Annotated in this window: 14 protein-coding genes; 13 read left to right on the top strand and 1 reads right to left on the bottom strand. The window is 27.6% G+C overall.

Features of this window, described 5'->3' with window-relative positions; genetic code table 11:
- Nucleotides 1-221: 221 nt before the first annotated feature.
- The 10 genes from KGF41_RS15955 (at nt 222) to KGF41_RS15910 (ending at nt 8,752) form a co-directional block, all read left to right on the top strand.
- A complete protein-coding gene (locus KGF41_RS15955; RefSeq protein WP_227828630.1) occupies nt 222-1,580 on the top strand; it encodes an MATE family efflux transporter in 1,359 nt (452 codons plus the stop codon).
- Between the two features lie 272 nt (nt 1,581-1,852).
- Complete coding sequence (locus tag KGF41_RS15950; protein WP_227828631.1) at nt 1,853-2,233, top strand: VOC family protein; 381 nt, start codon at nt 1,853-1,855, stop codon at nt 2,231-2,233.
- A 124-nt stretch (nt 2,234-2,357) separates the two neighbouring features.
- Nucleotides 2,358-2,558, top strand: a complete 201-nt coding sequence (locus tag KGF41_RS15945; RefSeq protein ID WP_003420681.1) for a hypothetical protein — start codon at nt 2,358-2,360, stop codon at nt 2,556-2,558.
- Nucleotides 2,559-2,752: 194 nt separating this feature from the next.
- Nucleotides 2,753-3,481: an ABC transporter ATP-binding protein gene (locus KGF41_RS15940; protein ID WP_227825061.1), complete on the top strand. Its 729-nt coding sequence runs from the start codon at nt 2,753-2,755 to the stop codon at nt 3,479-3,481.
- A 21-nt stretch (nt 3,482-3,502) separates the two neighbouring features.
- Nucleotides 3,503-4,420 (top strand): SufB/SufD family protein, encoded by a 918-nt coding sequence (locus KGF41_RS15935; protein ID WP_227436436.1) that lies wholly within the window; start codon nt 3,503-3,505, stop codon nt 4,418-4,420.
- Nucleotides 4,421-4,562: 142 nt separating this feature from the next.
- The gene (locus tag KGF41_RS15930) at nt 4,563-5,747 is read left to right on the top strand and encodes an amidohydrolase family protein (RefSeq protein WP_227828632.1); all 1,185 of its coding nucleotides are present in this window, start codon (nt 4,563-4,565) and stop codon (nt 5,745-5,747) included.
- A gap of 97 nt (nt 5,748-5,844) precedes the next feature.
- The gene (locus KGF41_RS15925; protein ID WP_227436432.1) at nt 5,845-6,033 is read left to right on the top strand and encodes a ferredoxin; all 189 of its coding nucleotides are present in this window, start codon (nt 5,845-5,847) and stop codon (nt 6,031-6,033) included.
- Nucleotides 6,034-6,183: 150 nt separating this feature from the next.
- Entirely contained in the window at nt 6,184-6,834 is a 651-nt protein-coding gene (locus tag KGF41_RS15920) for an HAD family hydrolase (protein ID WP_227828633.1), read from the top strand.
- Nucleotides 6,835-6,936: 102 nt separating this feature from the next.
- The gene (locus tag KGF41_RS15915) at nt 6,937-7,875 is read left to right on the top strand and encodes an SDR family oxidoreductase (protein WP_227828634.1); all 939 of its coding nucleotides are present in this window, start codon (nt 6,937-6,939) and stop codon (nt 7,873-7,875) included.
- Between the two features lie 121 nt (nt 7,876-7,996).
- Complete coding sequence (locus KGF41_RS15910; RefSeq protein ID WP_227828635.1) at nt 7,997-8,752, top strand: metallophosphoesterase; 756 nt, start codon at nt 7,997-7,999, stop codon at nt 8,750-8,752.
- Between the two features lie 292 nt (nt 8,753-9,044).
- Here KGF41_RS15910 and KGF41_RS15905 read toward each other — a convergent pair whose 3' ends face one another.
- The gene (locus tag KGF41_RS15905; protein WP_227828636.1) at nt 9,045-9,785 is read right to left on the bottom strand and encodes a tRNA 2-thiocytidine biosynthesis TtcA family protein; all 741 of its coding nucleotides are present in this window, start codon (nt 9,783-9,785) and stop codon (nt 9,045-9,047) included.
- A 124-nt stretch (nt 9,786-9,909) separates the two neighbouring features.
- Here KGF41_RS15905 and KGF41_RS15900 point away from each other — a divergent pair, with 124 nt between their 5' ends.
- The 3 genes from KGF41_RS15900 (at nt 9,910) to KGF41_RS15890 (ending at nt 12,629) form a co-directional block, all read left to right on the top strand.
- Nucleotides 9,910-10,626 carry a M15 family metallopeptidase gene (locus tag KGF41_RS15900; RefSeq protein WP_227828637.1) on the top strand — a complete coding sequence of 239 codons (717 nt, stop codon included), beginning with the start codon at nt 9,910-9,912 and terminating at the stop codon, nt 10,624-10,626.
- 133 nt (nt 10,627-10,759) lie between these two features.
- Nucleotides 10,760-11,452 (top strand): response regulator transcription factor, encoded by a 693-nt coding sequence (locus tag KGF41_RS15895; protein WP_227828638.1) that lies wholly within the window; start codon nt 10,760-10,762, stop codon nt 11,450-11,452.
- Between the two features lie 139 nt (nt 11,453-11,591).
- Complete coding sequence (locus KGF41_RS15890; protein WP_413841178.1) at nt 11,592-12,629, top strand: sensor histidine kinase; 1,038 nt, start codon at nt 11,592-11,594, stop codon at nt 12,627-12,629.
- The last annotated feature ends 49 nt before the right edge of the window (nt 12,630-12,678 follow it).

The raw sequence follows: 12,678 nt of genomic DNA, 5'->3' as shown, positions 1-12,678 counted from the left end.
TAACTCATAAATATTTTAAATCTAGTATCCATAAAAAATAATAAACATAAGATAATTATAAAGATATACTGTGTTCAAATGATATTAAACAAGATTTATATTATTTGAACACAGCATATTATAACGTTAAAAATACAATTCTAAACCTTATGGTATCAATTCATAGTTCGATAAAATAATTAAAAATTAAATTTATATAAAGAGGGAAAAGAGGAAAAGGGATGTTTATAAGGAAGAATGTTATAAAATTAGCGATTCCTATAATGATAGAGCAGACATTTGTTATGCTTCTAGGGGTATTTAATACAATGATGGCAGGTCATATTGGGGAAGAGGCTGTATCTGCAGTTGGAATGGTTGATTCAATCAATAATATATTTATATCTGTATTTGCTGCGCTATCTGTTGGTGCTACTGTTGTTGTAGCTCAACAAATAGGAAAAAGAGATACTGAAAAAGTAAATGAAACTATCAAGCAAGCATTAATATCTGGTGTAATATTATCACTTACAATAACAATATTAATGTGGATTTTTAGAACAGGTGTAATCAATTTGTTTTATGGTTCAGCAGAAGAATTGGTAAAATCAAATGCAAAACTGTACATAGAGTTTACATTATTCACCTATCCATTTATTGCAACACAGCAGATAGCAAATGGTATTCTAAGGGGTTGTGGAGATGTAAAGAAACCTATGTATGTGACTATGTTTATGAATATAGTAAATGTAACATTAGGATATATACTTATATATGGTGTTGATTTAAATACTTTAGGGATAAATTTACAGACACCTTCTTATGGCATAACAGGAGCAGCTATGTCTATTGCCATAGCTAGAATAATTGGATGTATAGTTATTATAAGAGCTTTATTTAAAGGAAATGAATTTATATCTATAGGTAAAATATTTCCATTTAAGATTGATGTTGAAACTCAAAAATCTATATTTAATATAGGTATACCAGCAGGGGTTGAACAATTACTTTTTAATGCAGGTAAATTGATTGTTCAAGTATTTATAGTTACTATGGGAACATCAGCAATTGCATCAAACGCAATAGGAATGTCAATTGCATCTATTATAAATGTAATTGGAAATGCATTAGCCCTGTCTGCTACGACTTTGGTGGGGCAATATATAGGACGGGGAGACATCAAAGGGGCTAAGAGCACTTTGTTATATCTAACTAAATTTGCAACAGTTTGTTTATTTGCAGTAGGTGCTATATTTATACCAATTGCACCATGGATTTCAAGCATGTATACTCAAAACTCTAATGTAATTGATGTATCAACACAATTAATTCGAAGTGATTGTTTAGCTATGGTAATATGGCCTATATCCTTTGTACTATCCGCAGGTCTAAAAGGAGCTGGAGATACTAGATATACAATGATGACAGCTGTAATAGGAATGTGGATTTTTAGGATTTTTACAGGCTACGTATTAGGGGTTGTATTAGAATTTGGAGTGCTAGGAATTTGGATAGGTATGTATACAGATTGGCTTGTTAGAGGAACCTTATATTGTTTGAGATTAAGAGGAACGAAGTGGCTAAAACATAAAGTTGCATAGAATATAAAAAATCACTTTTAGATAGTAAATTCTATTTAAAAGTGATTTTTTATTTAGAGAATATCATAATTATAAGTATGATATATAGAAAAATTAAAATATGTAAATTAAGGCTATAATTATATGGATACTATAAATTATATATTGTATAGAATTACATAATTTGGCGATAAATATTATAAGTATATATCTATAGAAAATAATATATATGGGTATATTATTAAATATAAAAAATATTAGATATTTATTTAATAATAAAGGTGGGTATTTTTATGATAAATAAAATAGGAAAAATAACTCTCTATGTAAATAATCAAGAGGATGCAAAATTGTTTTGGACAGAAAAATTAAACTTTGTGGTAACTTATGAAAAAGAAATGGGTCCAAATATGAAATGGGTGGAAGTAGCACCAAGTAAAAATGAATTTACAACATTTGTATTGTATGATAAAAATTTGATGATGAAGCAAAATCAAGATGTAAGTTTATCGCATCCATCAATAATTTTAAGTACAAGAGATATTAATGGAACTTATGAACAGATGGCAAAGAATAAAGTTGAAGTAGGAGAATTAATGGAGATGCCTTATGGAAGAATGTTTTCTTTTAAAGACCAAGATGGAAATTCTTACTTAGTCAGAGAGGATAAATAATTTTGCAAAGTGTTAAATTTACTCAATATCTGATATAATTAGAGACAATAATAATTATAATTTAGTATTAAACTATAATTATATAGTTAAAAATCAATTGTAAAATTTGAGTAGAGGTGATGAAATGTTTAAGAAAATGGCAGTGCTAAAAGATATAGCAACTAAAATAGGACGTAAAAAAGCGTATGAATTATTAGAAATGGTTGAGGGTAATGACGCTTTTGTAGCTGAAGTAAAAATAAAAAAGAATGGGATTGAATCTAAAAAAGAAGAAATTATGTTAAAAGATAATCAAAAAATAATACTAGAGTATATAGAAGGTTAATTTTTAGATACATATATAATTAAATAATACTGATTTTTAAAGATGAGTTAGAAAAACTCATCTTTTTTATTTTTTAATAAATTTGTTTTATATTTAATATATATTTTATCCCTTAGAGTTGCTGAGATATAAAAAGTACTGATATAATAAAAGAATGGATATAAATGTAATATTTTATAGAAAAGAGGGGTATTATGCTTGAAATAAAAAATCTTTCCTTTAATGTCGAGTCTAACAATGAGGAGCTAGGAATAATAAATGATGTTAGCCTTTCATTTGAAAAAGGCAAACTTATTGTTATCACAGGTCCAAATGGTGGAGGAAAATCCACAATTGCTAAGCTTATTATGGGAATTGAAAAAGCCACTAGTGGTCAAATACTTTTAGATGGAGAAGATATAACTAATCTTAGTATCACAGAAAGAGCAAAAAAAGGAATAGGATACGCATTTCAACAACCACCAAGAATAAAAGGGATGACAGTTGAAAACCTGCTTACTCTTGCTCATGGAAAACCATTGTCTACTGATGTGTGTTGTCAATATCTTACAGATGTTGGATTGTGTTCAAAAGATTATTTAAATCGTGAAGTTGATAACTCTCTTTCTGGAGGGGAAATGAAAAGAATCGAGATAGCAACTCTTTTTGCTAGAGATTTAAAGGTTTCTATATTTGACGAACCTGAAGCAGGTATAGACCTTTGGAGTTTTGGAAAGCTTAATGAAAGTTTTAAGAAAATTCATGGGGAATCTGACCAAACTATAATCATAATTTCTCACCAAGAAAGAATATTAGAGTTAGCTGATGAAATAATTGTTTTACAAGATGGTTCAGTAAAAAGCCATGGAACAAAAGATGCTATATTACCTGAAATCATGTGCCAAGTTAATTCAAATTGTGAATTAATGAAAGATATGAATTAATTAGAAAGGAAGGCAAATTAAATGAACAAAATAGACTTAAATCTTTTAGAAAAAGTTGCTGAACTTCGCGGAACTCCATTAGGAGCATACAATATACGTAAAAATGGACAAGGTATAGAAAGACATTCAACTGAAAATGTAACTATAGCTCCAAAGACTGATAAACCTGGAATTGATATTATAGTAAAACCAAATACTAAAGGAGAAAATGTTCATATACCAGTAATAGTAACAGAAGCTGGTGTACAAGACATGGTTTATAATGATTTTGAAATTGGAGAAAATGCGGATGTTGTTATAATTGCTGGTTGTGGTATACATAATTGTGGTAATGATGACAGTGAACACAATGGAATACATAGATTCTTCTTACATAAAGGAGCTCGTCTAAAATATGTGGAAAAACATTATGGCGAAGGTGATGGAGAAGGAAAAAGAATTTTAAATCCAGTTACGATTGTTAATATGGGCGAAGATTCATATTGTGAAATGGAAACAATTCAGATTAAAGGTGTTGATTCAACTAAAAGAGAAATGGATGCTACTTTAGGTAAAGGAGCAAAGATAGTTGTATTTGAAAAGTTGTTAACTCATGGAAATCAAGTTGCAGAATCTAATATGAAGGTTATATTGGAAGGTGAAAATTCTTCTGCTCAAGTAATTTCTCGTACAGTTGGTCAAGATAACTCTAAACAAAAGTTTAATCCTTGTGTTATTGGGGATTCTCTTTGTTCTGCACATGTTCAATGTGACTCAATAATTATGGGCAATTCTCAAATTAGTGCGATACCTGAAATTGCTGCAAATCATCCAGATGCTCTTTTAGTACATGAAGCAGCAATTGGAAAGATTGCAGGAGACCAAATTTTAAAGATGATGACATTAGGCCTTACAGAAGAAGAAGCAGAACAACAAATACTAAATTGTTTTTTAAAGTAAGTCCAAGTTTTTATTTAATTTAATATAATTAATATAGTATAATATAATGAATAAGTCTAGAATATTTTTATTTTTAGACTTATTTTCTTTATGTAAGAAAAAACTATTAGAGAAATTATACTGTAATTAGGATGTGGAATAAATGAAAAACTTACTTATAAGGAATGGGACAATAATATCTCCAAAGGATGGTATCAAATTTGAAAAAAGAGATATCTTAGTTTTACATGGAAAGATATATGATATTGGATTAAATCTTAAAGAAATGATAAGAAAAGAAAAAATACTCATAAACAAAGAGTTTGAGATAATAAATGCTAATAACATGTATATTTCTCCTGGATTTATAGATGTTCATACCCATTGTTATAAGAGAAAATTACCTACAGGTATGGATTCTGATTCAATTGGAATTGAAAAAGGTTCAACAGTTATATTTGATGCAGGTACAGCAGGTCCTGTAAATTACTACGATTTTAAGAAAAAATATATGGATGAATGTAAGACTGAAGTATATTCATTTTTAAATGTAACTAATGAGGGATTAAATATATTGAATGAATCAACATCTTTAGATGTTATAAATTTTGATAACATTGAGTCCATTGTAGAAAAAAATATGGAAAAGATAAAGGGTATAAAAGTAAAAGCAAGTAAATTTCAATCTAGTACAGATGGTATAGATATAATTAAAAAGTCAAAACAAATTGCAGAAAAATTAAATTTACCATTAGTGGTATATATAGGGGAGTATCCATCATATATAGATGAAGTAATGAATATTTTAGGAAAGGGAGATATAGTTACACCTGTATATGGAAATAGCACAAATGGAATATTTAATGAATCTGGTGGCTTGAGAGAATCTGTATTAAATGCAAAAGATAGAGGTGTATTATTTGATGTATGTCATGGGTTAGAACAGTTTGACTTTGAAGTCTTTAAAAAAGCAGTAAATCAAGGATTAGAGCCAGATTTAATAAGTACAGATATGCATATAAAAAATATGAAAGATATACATTATTCTCTTTTAAATGTTGTAAATAAAATTATGGAACTTGGTATACCTCTAGAAAAATGTATAGAAAAAGTAACTGAATATCCAACAAAAGTTTTTAATTTGCAAGGAAGTCAAGGTAGGATAAAAGTTGGTGGAGAAGGCGATTTTACAATATTTACAATAGATGATAGTAAAGAAATTATAACAGATTATAATAATAATGAACTAATGCTAAATAAAAAATTGAGCTTACAATATACTATAAAATCATGGATGAAAAGTAGTGAAGTTTATAGACATTGGTATGATGGGACTGTAATAAATTAAGTCATATTGATAAAAAAGGAAAAATATGTTTAAATTAGTATATATTGGATAAATATGTAAGGAACAATAATTATAATTTTAGGGGAGGTATTTTAGTATGAAAGCATTTGTTGATAAGGATGTATGTGTAGCTTGTGGAGCGTGTATAGGAACATGTCCAGACGTTTTTAGTATGAGTGATGAAGGTCATTCAGTTGCAATTGAAGGAGAAATACCAGCAGAATTACAGGATTTATGTAAAGAAGCAGAAGAAGGATGTCCAGTTTCAGCTATAACAGTTAAATAAAACTGTTTAAATTTAGTTTAAAGACAACATATAAGATTTGATTATTATTTAAGCTATAGTATTAGATTAAGATTCTATTACTATAGCTTTTTAAAATAGATAAACTCAAAAGATAAAGTATTATTTTTATAAAAAGTGGAGGATTTAAATATGAAAAAAAATTATGAAATAGTGTTATTTGACCTGGATGGAACACTTACAGACCCTAAAGAAGGAATAACAAAGTCTATTCAATATTCTTTAAGTAGTTTTGGGATAGAAGAAGAATTGGATAACTTAGAACAATTTATAGGGCCACCCCTACATGCTACTTTTAAAGACTATTATAAATTTGAAGATGAAAAGGCAACAGAAGCTGTTGAAAAGTATAGAGAATACTTTTCTGACAGAGGAATATTTGAAAATAAAATTTATAAAGATATAAAAGAGACTTTAAAAATACTTTATGAAAATGGAAAAACATTATTATTGGCTACTTCTAAACCAACAGTTTTTGCAGAAACCATACTTAAATATTTTGGTATAGATAGATATTTTAAATATATCGCAGGCAGTAATCTTGATGGTACAAGAGTAAATAAAAATGAAGTTATAGAATATGTGTTAGATTTGTGTGATGTAACAGATAAAGATAAGGTCATTATGATTGGCGATAGAAAATACGATATAATTGGAGCTAATAAAATAGGTGTAGATTCTATAGGTGTATTGTATGGATATGGCTCTTTTGATGAGATTAGTAAAAGTAATCCTACTTATATTGTCGAAAGTGTTAAATCTATAAAAGATATTTTGCTATAAATATCTTTTATAGACAAAAACAATACAAAATGGTGTAGCATATTTAAAAATATGATATTATAATTAAGGAAGCCATTTAAAAAAGAGGAGGATGCACTTGAAATGAAATCTATTTTAATCATGGGTGGAAGCGACTTTATAGGTTCTGCACTTGCTAAGCGTTTAATTAAATGTGGGTATCAAATAGATATACTTACGAATGGTAAAAAGGAAATAGATTATAAAGGTTTTAGAGAGCACTTAATTTGCGATAGAAAAGTACGCAAAGATATGGAAAACATTATCAATGGAAGACAGTATGATTACATATATGATATGACAGCATATACAAAAGAGGATGTTGGTAATCTTATTGATTTTGTAAACTTAGATAATTTAAAAAAATACATAGTATTGTCAGCAGGAGCCGTATACAAAGATAGTGGAAGAAATGTAAAAGAAGATAATGAAAAAGGTGAAAATGAAAATTGGGGTAAATATGGACTTAACAAAAAAGAAACAGAAGATTTTGTTATAAATAGCTCTATACCATATATAATTATTAGGCCAACTTATATATATGGGGAAAATAATAATTTGTATAGAGAATATTATTTCTTTGAAAAAATAGAAAAAAACGAAAAAATACCAGTACCTAAAGGAAAACAAGTAAGCAATCAATTTATATATATTGGGGATTTAGTAAAAGTGCTAGAAAGTGTAATGAAAAATTCTCATGTAAGAGAAGCGTATAATGTAACAAATCCACAGTTAATATCTTGGGATGAACTTATATATACATGTGGAGAAGTTATTGGGAAGGAACCTATTATAAAATATGTAGACATGGAAAAAGTTGAGTTTAGAGAGAGAACTTACTTCCCATTTAGGAATATAGACTTTAATCTAGATATAAATAAGCTTATTGAACATGGTCTTTATATACCAAATATTTTATTAAAAGAAGGTCTTACAAGAACATATAAATGGTTTTTAGCTAATAAGCCAAAATTACACGATAGAAAAATGGACAAAGTTGAGTCTGTAATTCAAATAGTTTAATATAATAAATAAGTAGGTAGATACTTTGAAATTAAAGACAAAACGTTTTTTAAAATTTTTTATATTGATATTTGTTTTAATTTTTATATACTCAGTTGCAATAGAACCGAGTCTATTAATTGTGAAAACATATAATATAAATGAAGATGGAAACATGATTAAAGAAAATATAGTAAAAAATGAGAACGAGACTATAAAAGTAGTTCAGATTTCAGATACTCAAATAGGCAGTTTTTATTCAACTAATAAACTCAAAAAAGTAGCTAATAAGGTGAATGCCTTAAATCCAGATATATTAGTATTTACTGGAGATTTAATTGATTATTCTAATAAAAATCCAGATATAGATGAAATTACAAAGATTTTATCTAGTATGAATGCAAGGTTAGGAAAATTTTCAGTATTTGGTAATCATGATTATATGTATGAACTTCCTAGGTATTATAGACAAATTATGAAAAATTCTAACTTTCATCTTTTAGTTAATGAAAATAAGAAAATAAAACTTGAAGACAATAAGTATATTAATATACTTGGAGCTGATGAGATATTAAATGGTAACCCAAATATACAAGATTTGGAAAGTAAAACTGATTATAATAGTTTTAATTTATTGCTAGCACATGAACCAGATTTGGTAGATATGCTCAGTAAAGATACCATGAATTTAGTTTTATCTGGACATAGTCATGGCGGTCAAATAAGATTGCCTTTCAAGGGAGCTTTAGTCACTCCTCCATATGGAAGGAAATACACTAAAGGATTTTATGATATAAAAGGAAATCATCTATATGTGAGTTCTGGTCTTGGAAGTACAAAGTTGCCGTTTAGATTTTTTAATGTACCAGAGATAGTCGAATTTAATATTCTAATCTAGTATAGAATATTGTTTTTATGAAATATAGAGGGATAGAAATTTTAAGAATAAATTGAGTTAAGAATATAAAAAGTTTAAGTTATAGTTAATACATTTATTAGAATCGATAATAATATTAATAACTATTAAAATATAGATATAAAAAATAATAAAAATATAAAAGATTATAATATAGCAAGATTGTGTCAATTATAAATAGAGAGTATTTATAATTAATACAATCTTGCATTTCTTTATATAAAGATATTAATTTTTATACAATGTATGAAAGCGATTTAATGTTATATTTAAATTATTTTAAATAAATATTTTTTATCTTTTCTTTATCCCATATAAAAAGTTTTTCTGAATTATTTAAAGCTCCAAATACATTCCTTTTAAAATCTGGCATTTCTTTATTTAAATTAGCAATAAGATTTTTTATGTATTCTCTCCTAGTATGGCCATTTGCAGGACATGGATTTGCTATGATAGGATAGTTACACTCCTTTGAAATCTTCTTAGTCATATATTCTTCTATGTAAATCATAGGTCTTATAACAGTTAAATCTTGTCTATCTAAATATGTCTTTGGTGAAAAACAATTAACTCTTCCTTCATAAAACATAGACATTAAAAATGTCTCAATAGCATCATCCTTATGGTGTCCTAGAGCTACTTTGTTGCACCCAAGTTTCTTTGAGTTGTCATTTAAAGCACCTCTTCTTAAATTAGCACATAATGCACAAGGATTTTTTTCTTTTCTTATATCAAATACGATTTCTTTTATATTAGTTTGAAATTCATAAAAAGGTACATTTATTTCCTCGCATAACTTATTTAATGGGGAGTTATCAATTCCGCCAGTATTTAGTGTTACAGCTATTAATTCAAACTTTTGTGGAGAAAATCGTTGATAATTTTTAAGCATATGAAGTAATGTCAAACTATCTTTTCCACCAGAAAGACCAACTGCAATTTTATCATTTTCTTGTATCATATCAAAGTCTTGTATAGCCTTACGGGCTTTACTAAGAAGTTTTTGCATAGACATTTTTAGCACCATCCTTTATTTGAAAATATAAACTTAAGAATAACTTAAGGTTTACTTATAAAATACTTAAAACTTATACTCTAAAATTAACATTAACAAACATAACAAAGGAGACGATTTAACCATGAAAAAATTAAAATTGATGTTAGCCATTATAGTATTAGTATTTATAAGTATGTTTATAGTTAAAGATAAAATTCTGAAAGATGAAGAACTGACTGGAACTGCTCAATTTGCTTCATCAGAAGATGTTGAAGCAAATTCTCAGAAAAAAAATCACTCAAATAGTATAGCAGATAATATATTATTGGTAAACAAGACAAATGAACTTAGTAAAGATTATATGCCAAAAGATATTACTAAAGTAAATATAGAGTTTGTTCCAGAAGCTACTGAAGAGGAAAAACAAATGGCAGGAGAACCTGCAAAAGCAGTAGAAGACTTAGTTAGACAAGCTAATGAAGAAGGAATACAGTTTTTAGGGTCTTCAGCATATCGGTCTTATGATACTCAACAAGATACTTATACAAGAAGAGTAAATTCTCAAGGTCAGGAAAAAGCCGATGCATATGTAGCAAAACCTGGACATAGTGAACATCAATCTGGACTGTGTATTGACTTGACAAATCCAGAAAGATGGTTTGTTGGAAGCACAAAAGAAGCCATATGGTTGGCAGAAAATGCTCATAAATTTGGATTTATAATAAGATATCCTAAAGGTAAAGAAGATATAACAGGTACAGCATATGAGCCATGGCACATTAGATATGTGGGTAAGGATGTCGCTGAGGAAATTTATTCAAAAGGGTTAACTTTGGAAGAATATTTACAAAGCAAATAATAAAACAACATAACATAAATTGTATAATATTACTAAATGTAATATAAATAAATTTGATAGATTAGACTACTTTAAGTATAGTATAATTTTAGATGAGTAAGAACTATATTAAAGTAAGTTAGGACGTGAAAAAGTGAAAGATACAATTCTTGTTGTGGATGATGAAAAGGAAATAAGAGACCTTGTAGAGATATATCTTTTAAATGATGGATATAATGTAATTAAAGCTAAAGATGGACAAGAAGCTTTAGATATTTTAAAAAAAGAAAATATTCATCTGATGGTATTGGATATAATGATGCCAAAGATGGATGGGATAGCAGTTTGTAGAAAAGTTAGAGAAAGTTTAAATATACCAATACTTATGCTGAGTGCAAAATCAGAGGATATGGACAAGATACAAGGAATAATGACGGGTGCAGATGACTATCTAACAAAGCCATTTAATCCACTTGAACTTACTGTGAGAGTAAAAGCATTACTTAGAAGAGCGTATTATTTTAGTGGTACTGACAAAGAAAATAAAGATGTCATAGAAGTAGGAGTGGTGTTAATAGATAAGGAAAAACATAGTGTAACAGTAGCTGGCAAGGATATATTTTTGACATCAAGAGAATTTGATATCTTGTATTTACTAGCAAATAATAGAGGTAGAGTATATAGTACAGAAGAGATATTTGAAAAAGTGTGGAAAGAACAATACTACCAATCTAACAATACTGTAATGGTTCATATGAGTAGGATAAGAGATAAAATTGAAAAGTATACAGATGGAGAAAAAATAATTCATACTGTATGGGGGGTAGGATATAAAATTGAAAAATAAGAGTGTATTAAATTATATGTTTCGCCCTATAGTAGACTTTATAATAAGTTGTATTATAACCCTAATGATTATGTTAACAAGTGTATATATAATAAAGATATTATATATTAGAACTACTTTATCTACGATTAATTACCTTATGCGTAGTTTAAGAGACATTAGAGCTGTTATAGGAGACAGTACATTATATTCTGTTTTATTTCTGACAGCATCATTATCAATTTATTCATTAATGTCATACAAGAGAAATAAAAAACTTGTAAATTTTCTAAAAGATACTGATAACAAAAATAAAAAACTAGAAATTATCATGGACGCTGTAAACTCAATGGAGGAAGGCGATTTAGAAAAAAGTATAGATATTGAGTATGAGTCAAATGGATTAAGTGATAAAAAAATTGATGAGATTGATGAACTTGCAAATAAAATCAATAGTATAGTTTATCAACTTAGAAATATAACTGTTGAAGAAAGACAAGCTCAACAGACTAAAACGGATTTAATAACAAATGTTTCGCATGACTTAAGAACTCCTTTAACCTCAATAATGGGTTATCTGGGATTGATAGAAGATGGTAAGTATAAAGATGAAGTTCAGTTGATGTATTATGTTAATATTGCATATGAGAAATCAAAAAGTTTAAATATACTTATAAATGATTTATTTGAACTTACAAAAATGCAAAATAATACAATAAGATTAAAAAAAATAGATATAAACTTGGTAGAACTATTAAGTCAAATAGTATCTCAACTTGGATTTTATTTTAAAAAAGAATTTATGGTTAGTAGAGTTAACTTCAATGAAGAAAAATTAATTATAAATGCTGACCCAAATAAATTGGTGAGAGCTTTTGAAAATCTTATAACCAATGCTATGAAATATGGAAAAGAAGGAATTTATGTAGATATAGTAACTGCCAAAAAAGGAAATATGGCGATTGCAAAAGTTATAAATTATGGAGAACCCATTCCAGTATTAGATTTACCAAATATATTTGATAGATTCTATAGAGTTGAAAAATCAAGAAATAGCAATGATGGAGGTTCTGGATTAGGTCTTGCAATTACAAAAAATATTGTGAATTTACATGGTGGGGAAATTACTGTTTCAAGTAATATACATCAAACTGTATTTGAGGTACAGCTACCAATAATACAAGAAACTGTGCAATAAGATAAAAGTATGATTTAGATGCACAAATATTTATAGCATAAAGTGTTTA

Origin of the sequence: Clostridioides sp. ZZV14-6150 (genome assembly GCF_020657875.1) — a bacterium.
Classification (GTDB): Bacteria; Bacillota; Clostridia; order Peptostreptococcales; family Peptostreptococcaceae; genus Clostridioides.
Note: the sequence above shows the minus strand (reverse complement) of the source record. Positions and strands in the feature narration are given on the sequence as shown.